The 20689-nt window shown below is 70.1% G+C and carries 18 protein-coding genes; 8 read left to right on the top strand and 10 right to left on the bottom strand.

The genetic code is table 11. The features are described 5' to 3' along the window. Nucleotides 1-38: 38 nt before the first annotated feature. From ACWDEN_RS30925 to ACWDEN_RS30895, 7 genes are all read right to left on the bottom strand, one after another. The gene (locus ACWDEN_RS30925; RefSeq protein ID WP_450861092.1) at nt 39-2216 is read right to left on the bottom strand and encodes a SpoIIE family protein phosphatase; all 2178 of its coding nucleotides are present in this window, start codon (nt 2214-2216) and stop codon (nt 39-41) included. A gap of 100 nt (nt 2217-2316) precedes the next feature. After that, a complete protein-coding gene (locus tag ACWDEN_RS30920; RefSeq protein WP_450861090.1) occupies nt 2317-3519 on the bottom strand; it encodes a thiolase family protein in 1203 nt (400 codons plus the stop codon). Then, nucleotides 3516-4160: a CoA transferase subunit B gene (locus ACWDEN_RS30915; RefSeq protein ID WP_351618988.1), complete on the bottom strand. Its 645-nt coding sequence runs from the start codon at nt 4158-4160 to the stop codon at nt 3516-3518. Before ACWDEN_RS30915 ends, ACWDEN_RS30920 begins: the two co-directional genes overlap by 4 nt. Continuing rightward, nucleotides 4160-4915, bottom strand: coding sequence for a CoA transferase subunit A (locus ACWDEN_RS30910; RefSeq protein WP_055704909.1), 756 nt, complete (start codon nt 4913-4915; stop codon nt 4160-4162). The genes ACWDEN_RS30915 and ACWDEN_RS30910 overlap by 1 nt, the downstream gene beginning before the upstream one ends. A gap of 222 nt (nt 4916-5137) precedes the next feature. Then, nucleotides 5138-5998 carry a DMT family transporter gene (locus ACWDEN_RS30905; RefSeq protein WP_351620749.1) on the bottom strand — a complete coding sequence of 287 codons (861 nt, stop codon included), beginning with the start codon at nt 5996-5998 and terminating at the stop codon, nt 5138-5140. A gap of 57 nt (nt 5999-6055) precedes the next feature. After that, on the bottom strand, nt 6056-6481 hold the full coding sequence (locus ACWDEN_RS30900; protein WP_450861088.1) for an SsgA family sporulation/cell division regulator: 426 nt from the start codon (nt 6479-6481) through the stop codon (nt 6056-6058). Between the two features lie 75 nt (nt 6482-6556). Continuing rightward, nucleotides 6557-7330 carry a sigma-70 family RNA polymerase sigma factor gene (locus ACWDEN_RS30895; protein WP_450861086.1) on the bottom strand — a complete coding sequence of 258 codons (774 nt, stop codon included), beginning with the start codon at nt 7328-7330 and terminating at the stop codon, nt 6557-6559. A 417-nt stretch (nt 7331-7747) separates the two neighbouring features. Here ACWDEN_RS30895 and ACWDEN_RS30890 point away from each other — a divergent pair, with 417 nt between their 5' ends. From ACWDEN_RS30890 to ACWDEN_RS30875, 4 genes are all read left to right on the top strand, one after another. Further along, nucleotides 7748-8881 (top strand): maleylacetate reductase, encoded by a 1134-nt coding sequence (locus tag ACWDEN_RS30890; RefSeq protein ID WP_450861084.1) that lies wholly within the window; start codon nt 7748-7750, stop codon nt 8879-8881. Beyond that, nucleotides 8874-9743: a dioxygenase family protein gene (locus ACWDEN_RS30885; protein ID WP_450861083.1), complete on the top strand. Its 870-nt coding sequence runs from the start codon at nt 8874-8876 to the stop codon at nt 9741-9743. The genes ACWDEN_RS30890 and ACWDEN_RS30885 overlap by 8 nt, the downstream gene beginning before the upstream one ends. A gap of 106 nt (nt 9744-9849) precedes the next feature. Beyond that, nucleotides 9850-10347, top strand: coding sequence for a flavin reductase family protein (locus tag ACWDEN_RS30880; protein WP_450861081.1), 498 nt, complete (start codon nt 9850-9852; stop codon nt 10345-10347). 125 nt (nt 10348-10472) lie between these two features. Further along, nucleotides 10473-12692 (top strand): LuxR C-terminal-related transcriptional regulator, encoded by a 2220-nt coding sequence (locus tag ACWDEN_RS30875; RefSeq protein WP_450861079.1) that lies wholly within the window; start codon nt 10473-10475, stop codon nt 12690-12692. 19 nt (nt 12693-12711) lie between these two features. Here the strand turns inward: ACWDEN_RS30875 and ACWDEN_RS30870 are convergent, their stop codons facing one another. Next, complete coding sequence (locus ACWDEN_RS30870; RefSeq protein WP_351620777.1) at nt 12712-14247, bottom strand: 4-hydroxyphenylacetate 3-hydroxylase family protein; 1536 nt, start codon at nt 14245-14247, stop codon at nt 12712-12714. Between the two features lie 158 nt (nt 14248-14405). Here ACWDEN_RS30870 and ACWDEN_RS30865 point away from each other — a divergent pair, with 158 nt between their 5' ends. The 3 genes from ACWDEN_RS30865 to ACWDEN_RS30855 all read left to right on the top strand — a co-directional run bounded on the left by ACWDEN_RS30865 (nt 14406) and on the right by ACWDEN_RS30855 (nt 18588). Further along, nucleotides 14406-17261 (top strand): helix-turn-helix transcriptional regulator, encoded by a 2856-nt coding sequence (locus tag ACWDEN_RS30865; RefSeq protein ID WP_450861078.1) that lies wholly within the window; start codon nt 14406-14408, stop codon nt 17259-17261. 321 nt (nt 17262-17582) lie between these two features. Then, nucleotides 17583-17963, top strand: a complete 381-nt coding sequence (locus ACWDEN_RS30860; RefSeq protein ID WP_450861077.1) for a hypothetical protein — start codon at nt 17583-17585, stop codon at nt 17961-17963. A 34-nt stretch (nt 17964-17997) separates the two neighbouring features. Next, on the top strand, nt 17998-18588 hold the full coding sequence (locus ACWDEN_RS30855) for a malonic semialdehyde reductase (RefSeq protein WP_450861075.1): 591 nt from the start codon (nt 17998-18000) through the stop codon (nt 18586-18588). A 38-nt stretch (nt 18589-18626) separates the two neighbouring features. Here ACWDEN_RS30855 and ACWDEN_RS30850 read toward each other — a convergent pair whose 3' ends face one another. Further along, nucleotides 18627-19142 carry a hypothetical protein gene (locus ACWDEN_RS30850; RefSeq protein ID WP_450861073.1) on the bottom strand — a complete coding sequence of 172 codons (516 nt, stop codon included), beginning with the start codon at nt 19140-19142 and terminating at the stop codon, nt 18627-18629. 141 nt (nt 19143-19283) lie between these two features. Then, nucleotides 19284-19562: a hypothetical protein gene (locus ACWDEN_RS30845; RefSeq protein ID WP_450861071.1), complete on the bottom strand. Its 279-nt coding sequence runs from the start codon at nt 19560-19562 to the stop codon at nt 19284-19286. A 314-nt stretch (nt 19563-19876) separates the two neighbouring features. On the opposite strand from ACWDEN_RS30845, the gene ACWDEN_RS30840 reads away from it, so the two are divergent. Beyond that, nucleotides 19877-20665: an alpha/beta hydrolase family protein gene (locus ACWDEN_RS30840; protein WP_450861069.1), complete on the top strand. Its 789-nt coding sequence runs from the start codon at nt 19877-19879 to the stop codon at nt 20663-20665. Nucleotides 20666-20689: the final 24 nt, after the last annotated feature.

Below are 20689 nucleotides of genomic sequence, written 5' to 3'. Positions count from 1 at the left end.
TCCCAAGTGCCTGCCGGCGAGGTCTGGCCGGGGGCGCGCTACCCGGCGGTGGCGAGCCCGATGAGCAGCAGGGCGATGTCGTCCGTCCGGGGCGCGGTCTGCCGTGCATGGTCGATCAGGGTCGTGGCGAGCCGGTCCATGGGCTGGGTCGAGGCCCGGGCGAGCTGGGCGGCGAGCCCGGACATGGCGTCGTCCATGTCGACCCCGGGAGTCTCGACGAGGCCGTCGGTGTACAGGGCGAGGACGGTGCCGGGTGTCAGCGGGATCTCGGTGGGGGGATAGTCCGCGTCGGGGTCGATGCCGAGCAGCACGCCGGGTCGGAGCGAAAGGACCTCGGCGTGGCCGTCCGGGTGACGCAGAACGGGCGGGGGATGGCCGGCGGTGGCGAGGACGGCCCGGCGGCGTGCGAGGTCGAGCTGGGCGTACAGGCAACTGACGAAGCGGCCCGGGTCCATGGCGACCAGCTGGCGGTTGGCCTGCGCGAGGACCTGTGGAGGCGTGGCCCCCGAGGCGGCGTGGGAGCGGATGGCGGGGCGCACCCGGCCCATGAGCGCGGCGGCGGTGACGTTGTGGCCCTGGACGTCGCCGATGACCGCGGCTGCGGTGGTGTCGTCGACCCGGACCAGGTCGTAGAAGTCGCCGCCGATGTCCATGCCGCGGACGCTGGGCAGATAGCGGGCCGCCACATCCAGTCCAGGAAGGTCGGGCAGCGAGTCGGGGAGCAGGGCCGCCTGCAGGGTCTTGGCGAGTTCGTTGCTGGTGTCGTACAGGCGGGCCCGTTCCAGCGCCTGCGCGATCAGTCCCGCGAGCGCGATGAAGACGACCCGCTGCTGGTCGGGAAAGGGGTGGGGCCGGTCGAAGGCGAACACGCACGAGCCCACCGGACGCCCGGAGGCGATCAGCGGCAGAAACGCCCAGGCATGCAGACCCTTCTGATGCGGGGCGGGCGGGTAGGCCCGGGACAGCTCGTCGAAGGAGGCGAAGAAGCTGGGCACGCCGGTGGCGAGGACCCGGACCGCGGGTGCCGGGTGGGTCAGCGGCACGCCGTCGAAGTGTTCGAGCAGCGAGGGGTTGTAGCCGCTGCGGCCGATGACCCGCATTCTGCCGTTCTCGGCCGCGAGCAGGGCGACGGTCCGGGCTCCGAACGCCGGCAGCATCTCCTCGGTGACCAGATCGACCACGTCTGAGACGCCCACGGTTTCCGAGAGGGCGGCGGCCAGGTGCAGCACCCGGTAGATCTCGCCCAAGCGGATCGGCTCGCCCCGGAACGTCTCCGTCATGGTGGGCCCCGGCTGCGAGTCCCCGCCCGGACCGGTCGGCGATATGCGGACGCTCACCCCCGAGCCGTCGGGATAGAGCTCGAACGCGAGCCACTGGTCCGGCGGGCGCATGGCGGTGTAGTAGCCGGGCTTCCGGCTGACCACGGTGGCGCGGAAGTGGTCCTCGAAGGCTGGGTCGGTGTGCCAGGGCAAGGACTGCCAGGGACGCGTGCCGATCAGGTCGTCGGGGCTGCTCGCGCCCAGTAGGGCGGCGGCGGTGGCGCTGACGTAGGTGAACCTGCCCTGGAGGTCGAGGGAGCAACTGCCCCAGGGCAGCCGCTCGACGAGGTCGGCCGCGGCGAGTGCCTCGGCCGGCCCCCGCTTGCCGGCCGGCGGCTGCACCAGGGTGCGGGGTGTGGGTCCCGGGCCGACGGCGTGGCCGGTGCCGGCGGCGTCGCGCAGGAACCGCGCCAGACGCCGACCGGCGGCACGGACCCGTTCAGGGCTCGGGCCGTCGGTACTGGTGGCGCCGGCGCCGGGCCAGAACAGCAGCAGTGCGCCCCAGACCGTGGTTCCGGTGAGGAGCGGTGCCGCGACCACCGCATGGTGGTAGGGCAGGGCGATCGCCGTGCGCGGATAGCGACGGGCGAGGTCCTCCGGGTCGCCGAGCCAGATGAGCCGCCGCTCGCGCACCGCATCGGTCACCGGAAAGCGGCTCGACAGCGGGACCCCGAACCAGGGCGCGAGATACTCCGCCGGCATGCCTGCGGTCACCTCCAGCCGCAGGGTCTGGCCGTCGGACGCCAGGAGGAAGACCGCTCCCGCGTGCACGCCCGTGTCGCGCACGGCGAGCTCCAGCAGCCGGTCCAGCTCTGCCCGGCGCAGTGACCCGGCGGTGGGTGGAGGGGAGCGGGGCCCGTGGGGCTGCGCCGCGCCGCCTTCCCGCATGGCGCACATATCAGTACCGTACGTCCGCACCCGCCGACCCCGCGCGGAGGCCGCTGCCGATTCCCGTCCCGGACGCTGTTCCCCACGACGGTCTGCTCGCCCGTTCGTGTCAGCGTTCGAGGACGAGGGCGAGGCCCTGGCCCACGCCGATGCAGAGGGTGGCGACGCCCGTGCCGGAGCCGCGGCGGGCGAGCTGGTGGGCGACGGTGCCGGCGAGGCGGGCGCCGGAGGCGCCGAGGGGGTGGCCGAGCGCGATGGCGCCGCCCTGCGGGTTGAGGATCGCCGGGTCGAACTCTGGCCATTCGGCGAGGCAGCCGAGGACCTGGGCGGCGAAGGCCTCGTTCAGCTCCAGTACGTCGAGATCGGCGAAGGTCCGGGCGGCCTTGGCCAGGGCCCGGTCGACGGCCTCGACGGGGGCGAGGCCGAAGTAGTCGGGGTCGATCGCGGAGACTCCGGTCGCGCAGACGCGTGCCAGCGGCTCGCGGCCGATGGCCTTCACACCCTCCTCGTCGGCCAGCAGCAGGGCGGCGGCGCCGTCGTTGAGGGGGGAGGCGTTGCCGGCGGTGACCGTGCCCTGCTTGGTACGGAAGGACGGCTTGAGCCTTGCCATCGCCGCGAGGGAGGCGTTCGGGCGTACGCACTCGTCGGCCGCGAACAGCTGGGGGTCGCCGTTGCGCTGCGGGACCGGGACGGGCACCAACTCGGCGTCGAACAGGCCCTGTTCCTGGGCGGCTGCGGCCTTCTGGTGGCTGTGCAGGGCGAACTCGTCCTGCTGCTCACGGCCGATCTCGTGCTTCTCGGCGATCAGCTCGGCCGACTCCCCGAGAGGGATGGTCCATTGCGGGTTCATCGCCGGGTTCACCATGCGCCAGCCCAGCGTGGTGGAGTACAGCTCGGCGTGGGCGGCCGGGAACGGTCTGTCGTTCTTGGGCAGGACGTAGGGGGCGCGGGTCATGGACTCCACGCCGCCGGCGATGGCGACGGAGGCGTCGCCGACAGCGATGGCGCGGGCGGCCTGGATGACGGCTTCGAGTCCGGAGGCGCACAGCCGGTTGACCGTCGCCCCGGGCACGCTGGTGGGCAGGCCGGCGAGCAGGGCGGCCATGCGGGCCACGTTGCGGTTCTCCTCGCCGGCGCCGTTGGCGTTGCCGAGGTACACGTCCTCGATGCGCGCGGGGTCCAACCGGGGTATGCGGGAGAGGAGTTCGCGGATGGCGTGGGCAGCCAGGTCGTCGGGGCGCACCGAGGCCAGGCCGCCGTTGTAGCGCCCGATCGGCGTGCGCACGGCGTCGACGATGTAGACGGGGTTCACAGCAGGCCCTCCGTGACGGTCAGCTTGGCGTCGGTCTTGGCGATGATCTCCTCGACGTCGACGGAAGGTGCGCACTCGACCAGCACAAGCCCCTCGTCGGTGACGTCGAGGACACCGAGATCGGTGATGATCCGGTTCACGCAGTGCTTCCCGGTCAGCGGCAGCGTGCACTCGGTGCGGATCTTCGGCGAGCCGTCCTTGGCTGTGTGCGTCATGACGACAATGACTGTGCGGGCGCCGTGGACCAGGTCCATCGCACCGCCGATCCCCGTGATCATCTTTCCGGGGATCGCCCAGTTCGCCAGGTCCCCCTGCTCGGAGACCTGCATGGCACCCAGCACCGCGACGTCGATGTGCCCGCCGCGGATCATCGCGAAGGACAGTGCGGAGTCGAAGAAGGAGGCGCCGGGCAGAACCGTGACGGTCTCCTTGCCGGCGTTGATCAGGTCCGGGTCGACCTCGTCCGCACCCGGGTAGGGGCCGGTGCCCAGGATGCCGTTCTCCGACTCGAGGATCACCTCCACCCCTGGCGGCAGGTAGGTGGGGATCAGCGTGGGCAGGCCGATGCCGAGATTGACGTACTGGCCGTCGCGCAGCTCACGCGCGGAGCGGGCGGCCATCTCCTCACGAGTCCAGGCCATCAGCTGGTCACCGTCCGCCGCTCGATCTTCTTGTCCGCCGCCTGCTGCGGTGTGAGGGCCAACACCCGCTGGACGAAGATGCCGGGCAGGTGCACCGCGTCCGGATCGATCTCGCCGGGCTCGACCAGCTCCTCCACCTCCGCGATCGTGAGCCTGCCGGCCATGGCCGCGAGGGGGTTGAAGTTGCGGGCGGACTTGCTGAACACCAGGTTTCCGTGCCGGTCGCCCTGCGCCGCCCGCACCAGCGCGAAGTCGGTGCGGATGCCGCGTTCGAGCACGTACTCCGTGCCGTCGAAGACCCGCACCTCCTTGGCCGGCGAGGCCAGAGCGACCCCGCCGGAGCCGTCGTAGCGCCAGGGCAGACCGCCCTCGGCGACCTGCGTGCCCACCCCCGCCGGGGTGTAAAAGGCGGGGATGCCCGCGCCGCCGGCGCGCAGCCGTTCGGCGAGCGTGCCCTGCGGGATCAGCTCCACCTCCAGCTCACCGGACAGGTACTGCCGCGCGAACTCCTTGTTCGCCCCGACATACGATCCCGTCACCCGTCCGATCCGGCCCGCCGAGAGCAGTACCGCCAAGCCCGAATCCATTGCCCCGCAGTTGTTCGAGACGACCGACAGCCCGCCGACGCCCCGCTCGAACAGGGCCTGGATCAGCACGTTCGGCACACCGCTCAATCCGAACCCGCCCACGGCCAACGACGCTCCATCCGGCACATCCGCCACAGCCTCCAGGGCCGTATTGACCAATTTCCCCATATTTTTCGGATCTCCAGATGCTCGCGTGAATTCTGTGTCCATCGCGGAATGTTTTACGCCGCCGACATGTCCGCCCGATGTGCATTCAGCCTGCCGGGGCCGTCCGCTGAGACCTGGTTCCACGGTCCGATGCCACGGCGCGCTTGGCCATCCCGCAGATCGGCGATATTGGCTGCGATTCAAGGGTTGTGCTGTCGGCTGCTCTCGCACGAATCGGGTATTTCACATTCCGGCGGGAACGAGATGCTGACGTGACAGGCGGGCGACCCCGTACGCCACCAGCGCGAGCCCGAGCACCTGGAGGGTCAGCCACCAGCCACCACGCAGTCTTTCCCCGTAGAGGGTGACGCCGAGCGCCAGGCTCACCAGGGTGTCCCCGAGGGTCAGGGCAGGCTGGGAGGCGACCAGCGGTCCGGACTGCATGGCGTTCTCCAGCAGGAACAGGGCGCACACGCCGAGGGCTGCGAACGCATAGGTCTGCCATGTGGTGAAGAAGGCACCCATACCCCGGCGGCCGAGGGCGGCGGTCGAGGACTTCATGAGCGCGGCAGTGAGGGAGTAGGAGACGGCGGCGGCCAGGCCCATGCACGCGGCGCGCGCCGCGCCGTTGGGCAGCCTGACCGCGACGCTGCACAGCACCACCACGGCGAGCAGGCAGCAGGTCAGTACCGCTGTCCACCGGGCCGCGGGGATCCCGAGAGTGCCACCGGTCGGCGCGGCCGCGAACAACGCCAGGCCCAGGCCGCCCCCGATACTGCCGACGGGCACCCAGCCGGCCCGGGGCAACGGGCGCCCGAAGACGATGCTCGCGAGCAGCAGCACGAACGGCAACTCCAGCATGAAGAGCGGCTGTACGACCGCCAGGGCGCCGGTGGCCAGCGCGGCGCCCTGGAAGATCGCCGAGAGGGCGACCCCACCTATGCCGAGCAGCCAGACCGGTGTGCGCAGCAGGTCCCACATCAGGCCGATGCGCAGACCGCTGGACTGCGGGACGACGGTGGCGGCCCGGCGCTGCATCACGGTTCCCAGTGCGTTGGTTGCCGCTGCGAGCAGTGCGAAGATCGGCGACAGCACGGTCAACATCGTGGTCTCCTGTCCCGAGATCACTGTGATCGATGATCGATCGATCGTGGGTGTGGGTCAGTGCTCTGCGAGAAGATGCATCAGCTGGGCGTCCAGGTCGACATGCACGTGCTCGGTGCCGGGTGACACCACCGCATCGGTGCGTTGCAGGAACTCCGTCACCACCGGCCAGGGGAACATGAGGTCCGCCCGTCCTGCGGGCGCCGTGAGGACGATCTGCACCATGTGCTGTCCCTGGTGCCAAGCAGGGCGCAGGCGGACGTCGCCGATACCGACTGGCTGGAGCAGCCCCTCTCTCAGGAGCTCACGGGCGAAGAACCACTCGACCGCCCGGTCACCGCCGAGGCGGAAGGTCGCACGGACCGCGTAGGGATCGTCGGGACGATAGCCCAGTCGCGTGGACACGGGCACCGCCGAGCCGTCCGGCATGACGAGGAGTGCACATAGCTCGGCATCGACGGCACCGGTGCTGGGTCTCGGCATCTCTTCCTCACTCATTTGGTATGGGAGTCGAGCCCTCCGGCCCGGGGCTGTCCCGGACACCGGGCCGGAGGGCTGTCAAGGGTGTTCCATGCGCTCTTGGAACACCGTTGCCCCCTGCATGCATCCCGCCTTCCGCCGCCGTCCCGGGTGACCTCGCTCACCAGCCCGTGGTGCGGACCCACTGCCTCGAACGTGGCCCGCCGGGACGAGACGGTGCTCCTGCGCATAGCCCTCCAGCAGCGAGCGCAGCCGTCGGTGACCTCGGTGCAGTCGGGACAGCACGGTGCCGACGGGAGTCTGCATGATGTCGGCGATCTCACGGGTGGTGAAGCCCTCGACGTCGAAGAGGTACACCGCCGTCCGGAAGCATTCCGGGACGGCTTGCAGCGCCGCCTTGACGTCCGAGTCGGGCAGGTTGTCGAGCGCCTCGGCCTCGGCGGAGCGCAGTCCCGACGAGGTGTGCGAGGCCGCGCGGGCGATCTGCCAGTCCTCGATCGCCGTCGTGTCGTCGCGTTGCGGCCGCCTGCGTTGACTGCGTCGGTAGTTGAGGAACGTGGTGGTGAGGATGCGGTACAGCCAGGCCCTGAGATTCGTGCCCTCGCGGAACTGGTGGAACGAGGCGTAGGCCCGGGCGTACGTCTCCTGGAGCAGGTCCTCGGCGTCGGTCGGACTGCCGGTCATCCGCACGGCGGCCGCGAAAAGCCGGTCACGGTGTACCAGTGCCGGTTCGAAGCGGGCCTGCATGTCGTGGTCCGCCAGGGCCTTCGCGTCCTCATCGGTCGTCCCCGTCGCCGCCGGACTCAGCGGGGTGTCGGGGTCGGCCTCGCAGTCGGGTCCGGTTCCGGTCATGGTGCCTCCTGGGGTGGGGACGACGGCCGGATCTCAGCCGTCGATCAGGTGCGCGCCGGACCGGTCCGCACCTGGTCCGGGAGACGCACGGACAGCGGCCGTATTCCTGGGTTCGGCACCCCCCGACCTGAACCCTCGCCGCTCGTGAATGCGGACCCCTCGGACGCCGTTCCGGTGACCTCGACCGGCATCTCCGCCTGACAGAGGTCGGGATCCACGATCCAGCCCATGGACACCCACCGCATCGCGCAGACGAGTGATGTCCGTCGAGAGCCGGAGGCCCCGGGCGCGGAGCCTGTCGCACGAACAAGGTATTTCAACGCCGGTGCCCGTTATCCCTCGCGGATTACGTTGACCCCCGTCATTCAGGCATCGAAAGTCTTGGTTCCAAGCAGACGGCGGGACTGGGGAATTCTCATGAAGACATTCGTGCATCGGGGACAGATCACCAAGGTGGTCTTCGGCAGCGGTACGCGCAGCCGTATCCCTGAAGAGGCTGATGCCCTCGGATGCCGTCGGGTGCTCATCCTGTGCACACCCGGTCAAGCGGGCCAGGCAGCGGAGGTACACGACGTACTGGTTACGGCGGCGGTGGGAACCTTCACGGAAGCGGCTCCGCACACCCCCGTCGAGGTCACGGAGAAGGCGGTCGCGTATGCCAGAACCGTGGGAGCGGACTCGGTGCTCGCCATCGGCGGTGGCTCGACGATCGGCCTCGGCAAGGCGATCGCTGTGCGGACCGGGCTGCCACAGCTGGCGTTGCCCACCACCTACGCCGGCTCGGAGATGACGCCGATCCTCGGAGAGACCGAAGGGCGCCGGAAGACGACCCGCCGGCTGCCGGAAGTGCTGCCGAAGACCGTGGTGTACGACGTCGACCTGACGTTCACGTTTCCCGCGGCGGCATCGGTGGTCAGCGGCATCAACGCGATGGCGCACGCGGTGGAGGCCCTCTACGCACAGGACCGGGACCCGCTCGCCTTCCTGATGGCCGGTGAAGCGCTCGAATCCCTCATCCGCTCCCTCCCGGTCGTCGCACAACGTCCGGACGACGGCGAGGCGCGGGCCGATGCCCTGTACGGGGCGTGGCTGGCGGGCACGTGCCTCGGCACGGTCGGCATGGCCCTGCACCACAAGGTGTGCCACGTCCTGGGCGGCACGTTCGGGCTTCCGCACGCCGAAACCCACACGGTCGTGCTGCCGCACGTGGTCGCCTACAACGCACCGGCGGCGCCCGAGGCCATGGCACGCATCGCAAGGGCGCTGTCGGCGGCCGACGCCGCGAAGGGACTCTTCGACTTCGCGGGACGGCTCGCCGCCCCCAGGGCGCTGCGGGACCTCGGCATGCCGGAATCGGGCATCGAGCAGGCGGCCGAACTCATCGTGCGGGACGGCTACTGGAACCCGCGACCAGTCGAACGGACGGCGGTACGCGCCCTCTTGGCCCGCGCCTGGGCCGGACAGCCGCCGTGCACATCACCCGGCGACGGACATCCCCGGACCGAGTCCGCGACCCACCACCCCACCACCACGGGAGCGCGTCATGCGTGATCTGACCAGCGACACCATCACCGAGGCCGTGATCTCGACCATGCGGGGCACCAAGGACTCCCGCGTCGCAGAGATCCTGGAATCACTGGTGCGGCACCTGCACGCCTTCGTCCGCGACGTCGAACTGACGCAGGACGAATGGGCCCGGGGAGTCGACTTCCTGACGCGCACCGGGCAGACGTGCACCCCGACGCGTCAGGAGTTCATCCTGCTGTCCGACGTGCTCGGAGTCACCATGCTGGTCGACGCCCTGACCAACCGACGCCCCAGCCAGGCCACGCAGAACAGCGTGCTGGGCCCGTACTTCAGGGAGGACAGGCCGCAGCAGGCCGACGCCGCCGACATCTCCGGGGGTCTGTCCGGTACCCCGCTGTTCTTCGAGGGACGGGTCGTGGACCACGAGGGAGCGCCGGTGGCCGACGCGGCGGTGGACGTCTGGCACAGCGACTCGGAAGGCCACTACGACACGGAGGTGCCCGGCCTGGACGAGCCGGCCATGCGCGCGCTGTTCCGCACCGACGAGACGGGGCACTTCGCTTTCCGTTCCATCCGCCCGTCCAGCTACCCGATACCCGGTGACGGCCCGGTCGGCGAACTCATGAGCGCGACCAGCAGGTCGCTCATGCGTCCCGCCCATGTGCACCTGCTGATCGAAGCACCGGGATTCCAGCGCGTGACCACCATGCTCTTCCCCTCGGACGACCCACACCTGGACACCGATCCGGTGTTCGGCGTCAAGGAGTCGCTGGTCGACCGCTACGACACCTACCCGGCCGACGCCGGGCCCTGCCGGGGCATGACCGACGTGCCGTACACCCTGCTGCGCCACACCTTCGTCCTCGAACCCTGCGTCACGGACTGATCCTCACGGCGTCACCACGACGGGAGCCGGTCATCCACGAGGACGGCCGATGTCGAACACTTCATCACACCGCGGGGTTCAGCCCCGAATTCACGGAGGTCCTCAAATGAGTGAAACCCTTGATGTCGTCTTCGGGTTCCGAGCCACGATGAGCCGGCTCGCCACGGGTGTCAGCGTGATCACCACATGCTCGGGCAGCACGCCCATCGGCATGACGGCGAGCGCCGTCTCCGCGCTGTCCCTCGAGCCGCTCCAACTGCTCGTGTGCATCGGCAACCAGCTCTACACGCGAACCGCGATCGCGGAGCACGGCCGCTTCGCCGTCAACGTCCTCGGCGAGGACAGCGAGCACCTCGCGCGGAACTTCGCCGTTTCCAAGCCGGACAAGTTCGCGGGTGTGGAGACCATCGACGACCACGGCGTGCCGGTGCTGAAGGACGCCATCGCGGCTGTCGTGTGCGACGTCGCCGCGGCGCTGCCCGGCGGCGATCACACCATATTCGTGGGCGACGTCCGCCACTTCGAACACCGGCTGGAAGGCCGGCCGCTGCTCCACTTCGGCGGAGACTTCGGCACGCTCAGGCCCCCCTGCAAGCGCGGGTGACAGCGGCCCGACGGAGGCTGCCGTATCCCTGCCCCGGTCCACTACGGCCCCCGGCGTCCGACTCCTGCAGGCGAGCCACGGACGCCGGGGGCTCCACCAGTCCTGACGACTCCACCGAAGGTGCCATGACCAGTTCCGTGCCGTCCTTCAAGCTGCGTCCTGGGGACCAGCCCCCGCACCTCCTGACCCGCCCCCGGCTGCTGCGCCGGCTGGACGCGTCGACCGAGCCCGTGGTGGTGGTCTCCGCGCCCGCCGGCGCCGGAAAGACGGTGCTCCTGACCGAGTGGTCGCGAAGCCTCGCAACTCGTGGCGCGTGCGCCTGGCTCAGCCTGGACGCGTACGACAACGCCCCGGGCCGGCTCTGGGCCGGCATCCTGCGGGCGTTGCAGCACGTACGGCCGGAACTGCCCGTCCGCCCCCACAGCGGCGAGTGGACACTCGACGCGTGGCTCGAGGAGATCCTGCCGAGCCTCGTGAGCGGACTGGACGGACAGGGACCGCTCGCGCTGATCCTCGACGGAGTGGAATCGATCACGGACGTCGATGCGGTCCGCAGCCTTTCGGATTTCCTGACAAGGCTTCCGCAGGGCTTTCGCGTCGTTCTGTCGACCCGTCACGTTCCGGGTGGACCCGTACCCACCCTGCGCGCCCGGGGCGCGATCGCCGAACTCGACCGGCACGACCTGGCCTTCACCCCCGAGGAGGCACAGGCCGTGCTCACCGATCTGCTCGGGTCCGCTCCGGCCCCGGACACGTTGAGCGCGGTGTACGAGACCACCGAGGGGTGGGCGGCGGCGCTGTGCATCATGGGCCGAACCCTCGCTCGCTCGTCCAACGACGCCGACACGGCGGCCGACCTGGCCCGCGGCAGGCGAGCGGTCACCGAGTACCTGGCCACCGAGGTGCTCCACCGGCTCACCACCGAGCAGCGCGAGTTCCTGCTCCGTACCAGTGTGCTCGACGAGTTGAGTGCCGGGCCGTGCCGAGCCCTCGCCGGGGACCGGGCGGGCGTACTGCTGCGCGAGCTCGCACGAACCGTCCAACTGCTCGTACCGGTAGCGGCCGATCCCTCGGCATACCGGCGTCACCGCGCACTGTCCGCGCTGCTCTGCGACCTTCTCGGATCCGAAGGGCGCGAGACCGCCGTGTCGCTGCACAGGACGGCGGCTCGGTGGTACTCACGGCAGGGCGAGACGACCGCGGCCGTACGGCACTGGGTGCGCGGCGGTGACGAGGCCGCCGCCGTCGCGTCGATACTCCACGACTGGGAACAGGCGATCTCGGCAGGCCGCGGTCGGGAGGTCAGGCAATGGCTGGAGCTCTTGCCGCTCCGCACGGTCGCCGCCGACGCAAGACTGTGCGTCGTGGCGGCGATGGCGGCCCTGTCGGCGGGTGCTCCGGAAACGGCCCGGCGCTGGCTGGACATGGTCCGGCTCAGGGGGCCGGGAGCGGAGACGGTCGGCGAAGGCAGCACGGTGTCCGATGCGGCGGCTGTCGCCCGGGCCGTGGCCTGCTGGCTGCAGGGGGAGGTCCTGACCGGCGACCGTCTCGCCGAAACCGTCTTCGCCGGCACCGCCCCGTTGACTTCCTGGCGTGCCCTGGCCTGTACGGCCCGCGGTACCGCTCTGCTGTGGACCTCCCGGTACGAGGAGGCCGAGGCGCTGCTCGGCGAGGCGACCCGTGACGCGCATGCCGCCGGGCACGGCCTGACGCTCGTCCGCGCGCTGGGGCTGCGGGCGCTGTGCGCCCTGCTGGCCGGACGCCATGAGCCGGCGCGCATGCTGAGCGACGAAGCCCTGGACGCGGCCGGGACGGCCGGGCTGGAGCGGCACTTCGTCGCGGCGCCCGCCTACATCGGCAGGGCCGGCCTGCTCCTCGATGAGGGACGGGCCGACGAGGCCGAACGGGCCCTGGCCGATGCGGAAGCGGCGCTGGCGGACTCGTCCAGGACAGGAAGCGAACCCCAGATGCACGCCTTGTATCACGGCACACGGGCACGACTTGCCACTGCGCGACGCGACGCGGACGCCGCGCGGGAAGCCCGTGGGGCGGCCGAGCGGGCAGCGGCCCGGTGCGAGTCACCAGGAGTGCTCACGGATCTGCTCGGGGGAGTCGGGGAGGACACCGTCGTGCCGCTCGTCGTGTCCGGCCCCCAGGAGCTGTCGCTCGGCGAGCGCCGGGTGCTCCGCGCCCTGTGCGGTCCGCTGACACTGCGTGAGATCGCCGCCGAGTTCTATGTGTCCCACAACACCGTCAAGACACAGGTACGGGCGGTCTTCCGCAAACTCGGTGCGCACGACCGGAGCGCAGCGGTCGCCAGGGCCCGGGAGTGCGGCATGCTCTGACCCGGGCCCCGGCATCCTGCTACGAGGCGTTCTGACGAGAGGCGTCCTGGCGTCGGGCGTAGTCCGCCTGGGCCAGGTACGCGGTCTCCTGCTCCCCGTCGTTGCTCACGCTCTCGATGCCGCAGACCTTGCGCGCGAGGTCCGCCATGCTGCCGGTGGGGGACATCTCGGCACGTTTCATGGTGAGGCTTCGGATGGCCAGCAGGGGCGTGCCGTTGAAGTTCTCGAAGGTGCTGATGCGGTCGCCCCAGTCGGACAGGAACATGTCGCGGATCACCCGGCTGATCTTCAGCCGGTCGTGCGGCCTGCCGACCGGTCCGGTCTGCAGCGCCGTCAGCCACGGCCGCAGTTCGGGCCGCTCCCACTGCCCCTCGGTTGGATAGATGAGCGCGGCACGACCGGACAGGTCGATGAGCTCGTGGGTCAGGTCGGTGATGTGCTCGATGTAGTACGCCCGCCCGAAGTCGAACATCAGGACGTTCGGCTTGTAGATGCCGCCGGGAGTGAAGAAGCCTTCGTCCTCCGAGGCGATCACATGCGCCTTGAGCGTCTGGAGGAAGCCGGCGAACCGGGCGATCCGCGCCTGGACGGGCGGCAGTTGGTAGGTGCCGATGTGCTCGGTGATCAGCAGGGCCAGACCGAGCATCAGCTCGGCCTTGACCATGGCACGCACCAGCGAGTGGTAGTGCAACCAGTCGAAGACGCGCTGCGGGTACAGCGAGGCGTGCTGGGGGTTGCCGATGTGGAAGACCCGGTTCCAGGGGATGAGCACGTCCTCGAACACGATGATGCTGTCCAGCTCGTCACCCTGCGAGGCGAGCGGGTGCTCCACCTCCTCGCCGTCGCGGACGTTGCTCTCGCGGCAGATGATGGTGACCCCGGGGGTGTTGGGCTTCACCGCCCCGTAGATGATCTGCTCCGACACGATGCCGGGGCGGTAGAAGACGCCGATGTGGATCCAGTCCCCGAAGGCCGCGCCGGTGCTGATCGACTTCACACCCCGCACGGTGATGCCCTCGTCCGAGGTGGCGACCACCCGCAGTGCGGGGGAGATGGCCTGTGCCGAATCGCGCGAGCGGTCCGCCTGCGGGTCGACGAAGGCCGGCGTCGCGTTGAGGTCGCCGTCCCGCATCACGTTCCAGAAGTCGAGGATCCCACCGGTGAGGTCCCGCCCGTCGGTCCCGACGGACTGGCTGCTCCAGGGCTCGGGGTCGTCGACGTAGGTCAGCAGGACGTAGTTGTTGACGTCCGGCGTGCGCGGGATCGCACCGCCGCCCAGTTCCCGCTGCACCGTCTCCAGGTAGCGCCGCTTGCGCAGCAGGTCCTCCTTGGAGCGGTGCTGGAACCACGTCATGGACCGCCGGACACCGTCCTCGTCCAGGAACGTCATGACGTCCTGGAGGTCGGGACGGTGGTGCAGGTCGTAGAAGTCCGCGATGCTCCGGGCGTACGCCCTGGTCTTGGGGTGCGTGGACACGTCGTCGACGAGTTCGTCACCCACCCACACCGTGCGGCCGTCGTTCAGTGCCGCGAGGTATTCCTTGCCTGTACGCACGTCGTGCTCCTCTCGGGGGGCAAGAGATCTGGACGCGTCGAAGGATGTGTCGTGGCGGGGTGAGCGGACGGCACGGAACCGGCAATCACCCGGGTGAAAGCGCCGGGCACACATGAACCGGCGTTGAGGGCGATGTGGCCGTGCGGCATGCTGGCCCCATGCGCAGCACAGACCCCGTGGGTGACCGGCCCGGTGGGCGTGGGCACCGGGCCGTGAACGGCCTGCGCCTCAGGGGACGGGGCCGCGAGATGGCGGCTGTCCGTGAGGCCCTGGACGCGGTGCGTGGCGGGCGGGGTGCCTGCGTCGTCGTGGAAGGCGCACCCGGCGTCGGCAAGAGCCGGCTGCTGGCGGAGCTGGACGAGATGGCACGGCGGTCCGGGTTCGACGTGGTGTCCGTACGGGCCGACGAGCTCGACCAGTACGCCGCCGGAGCCGCCCTGCAGTCCGCCCTGCAGTTCTCCGACGGTTCCGAACGAGCGGCCGCGGCCACCGACGATCAGCGGCTGTGGCTGCTGGACAGCATCACGGACGCTCTCGAGGAGCGTGCCCAGCGCGCCCCGGTGGCCGTGCTGGTGGACGATGCGCAGTGGGCGGATCCGGCCACGCTCCTGGTGCTGCGCACCCTGCCCCGGCGACTGGCGGGTTCGCGGATCCTGTGGGTGCTGGCGGTACGATCGGAGACCGAGCGGCCGACCGTTGCCAGGGTGCGGGAGGACCTCGAACGCCTCGGAGCCCGGTGGCTGACCCTCGGTCCCCTGCCGCAGCAGGAGCTGCAGCACATCGCGGCCGACGTCCTCGGGGCGAAACCGTCACCCGGTCTGGCCCGGCTCCTGCGGGGCGTCGGGGGCAATCCGTTTCTGGCGATCGAACTGGTGCGCGCCTTCGTCGACACGGACGCCGTCAAAGTGGAGGCGGGCGTGGCGAGCCTGCCGCACGACGGCATCCCCGTCGGTTTCCGGCGGAGCGTCGCCGCGCGTCTGGACCGGCTCCCGGAGGATGCCGTGCGCCTCCTCCAGATCGGGTCCGTCCTCGGCCGGGAGTTCGACCTCGGTACGGCCGCCCGCATGCTCGGCAGGCAGGTCGGCAGCCTGCTGTCGGGCGTCGAGGCGGCCCTGAACGCCGGTCTGCTCTCCGGCGACGGGCCGCGACTGGCGTTCCGCCACGACCTCATGCGGCAGGCCGTCCACGAGAATCTGGCGCCGGCCGTACGGACCGCTCTGCACCGGGAGGCCGCCGACATTCTGCGGGGCATCGGGGCACGATCGGCCGAGGTGGCCTGGCACGTCGTCCTGTCGGGCGGCCCGGTCGACGACGACGCCGTGACCACATTGACCACCGCGGTACGGGAACTGTCCTCGTCGGCCCCTGACGCGGCTGCGGACCTGGCTCAGCAGATCGCCGGACTGCTGCCCCTGCACGACCGGCGGCGCATCGCCCTGCTGACCGACGCCGCGGAGTACCTCGGCCGGACCCGCCGGGTGCACCAGGCGCTCGACCTGGTCGACGCGACCCTGTCGGACCGGCTGGAGCCGGTGCAGGAGGCGCGTCTGCGCCTGGTGGCTGCCGAGATCCACCAGGCCGCGGGCGACGATGCCGCAGCGATGACACACCTCCAGCAGGCTCTGGTCCTTCCCGGGCTGCCGACTGACCTGCGAATCAGGCTGCTGAAGACCAAGGCGACGGGCCACGTGTACCTCGGGGACATCACCGCTGCCGAGCAGACCGACATCGGACTGGTCGAGGCCTCCTACCGCAGCGAGGACCCGGCCGTCGTCGTCAGCGCCATGGTGTTCCAGTCGCAGACGTTCTTCTACCGCGGGCGCCTGGCCCGCGCCCTTGAGCTCGCCGAGGAGGCCACGGCACGCGCCGCCGGCACGGAGTCCGGCGTACTCTACCTGCGGCCTCCGCGGATTCCCGCGCTGTGGCTGGCCACGGTGCTGACCGCCACCGACCGGCTCGCGGACACCGAGCGGGTGCTGCGGGAGGGGCAGCGCGAAGCGGAGACGCTGGGCCTGGGCTGGTCGCTTCCCCACTGGCATGCGAGCCGTGCCTGCGCGCTGTTCGAACAGGGGGCGCTGGACGACGCGGCCGTGGAGGCCGAGTCCAGTCTGATGGTGGCCGACGAACTCGAGATCACCCAGCCGAATCCGCAGGCCCGCTCCGTCCTGGCATTGGTGGAGATCAGACGCGGTGACCTCGCCAAAGCCAGGGACCATCTCCGCGCCGCCGAAGCCGGATACGGCACGAGCACCCAGCGGTTCGGCCTGTGGGTGTCGCTCGCACGCGCCTGCCTGGCCGACGCGGAGGGCCGGGACACCGCAGCGGCAGCGGCGATGGGCGGCAGCTTCACGGACGCCGAGCCGGCACGCCTGCTTGCGGTGCCGCCGTCTCACTGGCCCGGGATCGTGCGCATGGCGCTCCGCGGCGAGGACCCCTCGCTCGCGCAGGCCGTGTCCGGCGCATTGCGCACCCTGGCCGCACAGGACGGCGGCCAGCAGATCGTCGGGACAGTCCGTGCCCATGTGGACGGCCTGCTCCACCACGACCAGGGCGCACTGGCGTCCGCCGTCACCGGTTACCGGAGCACCGGCAGGCGGCTGGCCCTGGCCGCGGTCTGCGAGGACCTCGGGGACCGCGTGGCCGCGTCGGGCGACAGCACATCGGCGATCCCGTATTTCGAGGAGGCGGGTGAGCTGGCGTCGGCATGCGGAGCCCTGCGCGATCACGAACGGATCATGCGGCGCCTCAGGCAGTTCGGCGTGCGCACAGCTGCCCCACGGCACCACACGACCGGCGCAGCGGGATGGGAGAGCCTGACCGAATCCGAGCGGAAGCTCATCCCGCTCGTCGTGGAGGGCCTCACCAACCGGGCCATCGCCGACCGGCTCTACGTGTCCGTGCACACCGTCAACACGCATATGAAGCACATCTTCACCAAGCTCGGCATCAACACACGAGTCGAACTGACCCGGCTGGCGATCGAACGGGGCGGCATCGCCGACGGGGCGGACTGAGCGACGCCTGCGGCGGCGGGGCCCGGCGGCGAGGATCCCGTGAATGGGCGATGCAGGCGGCTGACGCACGGGTGATCCTGGTCGCGACGGCGCCACAGGCACGGTGCCGTCAGCGATCCGATCACATGCGGACGGCTGAGCCCGGAGACCGACCGGGTCGTTCCCCTGGCGCAGACCGGGCCGCGTACCAGGCGCTCGAGAAGGAGTACCGGCGTGGGAGGACTTTCCCCCGTGTCGCGGACGGATGGTCAACCGCGGCCCGGGTCGGTCGGCACCGGCGCGGTCGCCGGACGCGGATACCGCGGCCAGCTCCGTGCAGCCGTGGCCGCGAGCGCGGCCCCGCACGGATACACCCTGGCGCTGTGGACCGCCACCGCCGTGACGTCGTCCGATCGGGGCGCCCCAGGGACGGCCGAAGTCCTGGCACTCCTCGCCGGTGCGACGCTCGCCTTCGTCGGGCTGGGTGCCGTCGCGTACGGCGGCTCCCCCATGAAGCCGGAGAGGTCCGCCCCGGCCGGCACGTGGATATGGGCCGCCTTCCATCTGCCCATGGCGGCTCTCGCTGCGCTGGTCAGCCTGTTGCTCGCATGGTGCTGTTCCGGTCCCCTCCTGTGGGGGCTCGTCGGGACGACCACGACGGCTGTCTATCTGCTTGCTGTCAGCGCCCAGTTCCTCTGTTTCCCAGTTCGCCGAATCACCTAGATGCCAAAGCCGCACACCCAGTAAGAGGTTCACCATGTCACTCGCACTCGACCCCGCAGCCCAGGACCTTCTGTTCCGGGAGGCTCGTACCGCCAACACCTTCACCGACGACCCGGTGACGGACGACCAGGTGAAGGCGATCTACGAACTGGTCAAGTACGGTCCCACCAGCATGAACCAGCAGCCGCTGCGGATCGTGCTGGTTCGTTCCGCCGAGGCGCGTGAACGCCTGACCGGACACCTGTCCGAGGGAAACCGTAAGAAGACCGCGGTCGCCCCTCTCGTCGCCATCCTCGCCGCGGACAATGAGTTCCACGAGGAACTGCCGAGCCAGTTCCCCCACTTCCCGCAGGCAAGGGATCTCTGCGCCGAGCGTGCGGTGCGTGAGCGTTCCGCAAGGCTCAACGCGCTCCTCCAGGTCGGCTACTTCATCATCGGCGTCCGCGCGGCCGGCCTGGCCGCGGGACCGATGACCGGCTTCGACGCCGAGGGCATCGACAAGGAGTTCTTCAGCGACGGCGAGCATTCGGTTCTCGCCGTCGTCAACATCGGCAGGCCGGGCGAGAATGCCTGGTTCCCGCGCTCCCCACGCCTGACGTACGCGCAAGTGGTCACGACCGTCTGATCCACTGCCAGGCATCTGAGCTCCGAAACCCCCTCCGGTCATCCACGCGTCCGCAGGCCCGGGGGGAGGGTCTCCCCCTCCGGGACCGGTTCCGTCCGGCTCCCGGCGGTGTCGCCGATGGCGGTGTGCGCGGGCGGCCATGGCAACAGGGCGATCAGGGAGTGTGCCCGGTGGATGAGGAAGGCGGCGAGTGGCAGTTCGGTAGCCAGGGCAAGGCCCCCCGCCATCCAGACGTCCTCAGTTCCGACATCGAGCGAGATGTCGAACCAGGTGTCGCAGATCAGCAGGACTGCTGTGGCGTGCGCGTACAGAATGACCGAACGGCTGCGCCGCCAGGCCAGGAACGCCGTGGACGCCAACGCCATGATGAGCAGCACGTCGAATCCGACCCAGGTCAGGCGCCACTCGTGCACGTGGTGGGACGACGGCAGCGTCAGACCCAGCATCACGGTCCAGGGTATGAGACAGGCGGCGCATGTGGCGAGCAGCTCAGCGGTGTGCCTCCTGCGGCGGTCCGGCGCGAGGCCGCGGTGGCCGGTATGTTCCTTGATCACTTGCGGTCCGTCCTCGCGCACTTCCTCCGACACCGGCAGGTTTCCCGGATCCCACATGGGCACAGCCGTATACGTCGTTCCGGATATTCCCGCGGTGTGCCACCGAACCTCTCGGGCCGCGGGCGATGCCGGTGTCACCCACTACGGGCGTGCCAACCCGAACGTCTTCAGCTGCTCCCAGATCCACGGGTAGAAGCGGTCGTACCTGGAACAGTCCCAGACGTGTCCGCGATGTCCGTCGTGGTGGCCACCGACGGTTCCCGTCTCGGCCACCGCACCCGCTCGCGCAGGGACGCGCGCGTCGGCCGGAAGAGCAGCCGCGTTCGCGGAACCCCCGGCGACGAGGAGGGTGCCTCCGGCGAATGCCAGAGCGGCGGCGGTGGTCGCTATACGCCGTACGAGCTTGTTCTTGGTACGCAAAACAATCATTCCCTGGTTTCCGGAGAGTAGAAACTGCCAACGCGGCCAGTTTCGATCAGGAAGGTGCGTAGTGCATCGCATGATCTGGTGATTGACTGCTGCCCAGGTGGCGCCATGCTGCAGGTATGTATTGTGGGCTTGCGTCGAGACCTGATAGTCACATGAATCGCTAGATTGTGCGATGTTCTCAGTTCCTTTCCGGTCCACTCTGCCCAGAGAGCTGATACCGCTCGAGTTTTCTTGACTCGGCGGTCGTCTGCCGAAGAAAAGTGGCACACGAAACCAGATCGGGGTCGGGAGCGTGGAGGGCCGGGATGTCCAGGCGCAGTAGCAAAATCGAGTTCGTAGGCTCGCAGGGCGTCCCGCTCGTGGCGCGCCTGGATCTGCCGGAGGGGACGCCTTGGGCGTACGCCGTGTTCGCCCCCTGCTTCACATGCGGCAAGGACTGGTTGGCGGCCGCTCGGATCTGCCGGGAGCTGGCCGAACGCGGAATCGCGGTCCTCAGTGTGGACTTCACCGGCATCGGTGAGTCCGGGGGTGACTTCGCCGACAGTACATTCAGCTCCGATGTGGACGATCTCGTGCGCGCCGCCGACCACTTGCGTGAGAACTTCACGGCACCGTCGCTCCTCATCGGGCATTCGCTGGGCGGCGCAGCCGTGCTGGCCGCCGCGCACCGGATACCCGAGACAGCGGCGGTGGCCACGATCGGTGCACCTGCGGAGCCGGAGCACGTCGTACACACGTTCGGCGGCAGGCGGGAGGAGATCGAGCGGAACGGGGAGGCCGAGGTGAGTCTCGGAGGCCGCGTATTCCACATCCGTCGGGAGTTCCTCGACGACATCTCCGCGCAGCCTCAGGCCGAGCGCATCCGCCGACTGCGTCACGCGCTCCTGGTGTTGCACTCGCCGATCGACGAGACGGTAGGTGTGGAGAACGCCCAGCGGATCCTCGACGCAGCACGGCACCCCAAGTCCTTTGTCGCGATCGATGGCGCCGACCATCTGCTCACCGATCGTGCCGACGCCCGCTATGTCGCGACGCTGCTGGCCGCATGGGCCGGCCGATACGCGCGCGGTTCGGTCCAGGCCGGGCCGGCGTGACGGAATTCGCATACCCCGAGCCGA

This window comes from Streptomyces sp. NPDC001153 (assembly GCF_053598315.1).
This window is presented reverse-complemented; position numbering and strand designations above follow the sequence as displayed.

Bases quoted from the DNA above. Each gene is read 5' to 3' on its own strand.
- ACWDEN_RS30925 (WP_450861092.1), bottom strand. From the start codon at position 2,216: ATGTGCGCCATGCGGGAAGGCGGCGCGGCGCAGCCCCACGGGCCCCGC.
- ACWDEN_RS30915 (WP_351618988.1), bottom strand. From the start codon at position 4,160: ATGGCCTGGACTCGTGAGGAGATGGCCGCCCGCTCCGCGCGTGAGCTG.
- ACWDEN_RS30910 (WP_055704909.1), bottom strand. From the start codon at position 4,915: ATGGGGAAATTGGTCAATACGGCCCTGGAGGCTGTGGCGGATGTGCCG.
- ACWDEN_RS30905 (WP_351620749.1), bottom strand. From the start codon at position 5,998: ATGTTGACCGTGCTGTCGCCGATCTTCGCACTGCTCGCAGCGGCAACC.
- ACWDEN_RS30900 (WP_450861088.1), bottom strand. From the start codon at position 6,481: ATGCCGAGACCCAGCACCGGTGCCGTCGATGCCGAGCTATGTGCACTC.
- ACWDEN_RS30895 (WP_450861086.1), bottom strand. From the start codon at position 7,330: ATGACCGGAACCGGACCCGACTGCGAGGCCGACCCCGACACCCCGCTG.
- ACWDEN_RS30890 (WP_450861084.1), top strand. From the start codon at position 7,748: ATGAAGACATTCGTGCATCGGGGACAGATCACCAAGGTGGTCTTCGGC.
- ACWDEN_RS30885 (WP_450861083.1), top strand. From the start codon at position 8,874: ATGCGTGATCTGACCAGCGACACCATCACCGAGGCCGTGATCTCGACC.
- ACWDEN_RS30880 (WP_450861081.1), top strand. From the start codon at position 9,850: ATGAGTGAAACCCTTGATGTCGTCTTCGGGTTCCGAGCCACGATGAGC.
- ACWDEN_RS30875 (WP_450861079.1), top strand. From the start codon at position 10,473: ATGACCAGTTCCGTGCCGTCCTTCAAGCTGCGTCCTGGGGACCAGCCC.
- ACWDEN_RS30865 (WP_450861078.1), top strand. From the start codon at position 14,406: ATGCGCAGCACAGACCCCGTGGGTGACCGGCCCGGTGGGCGTGGGCAC.
- ACWDEN_RS30855 (WP_450861075.1), top strand. From the start codon at position 17,998: ATGTCACTCGCACTCGACCCCGCAGCCCAGGACCTTCTGTTCCGGGAG.
- ACWDEN_RS30840 (WP_450861069.1), top strand. From the start codon at position 19,877: ATGTCCAGGCGCAGTAGCAAAATCGAGTTCGTAGGCTCGCAGGGCGTC.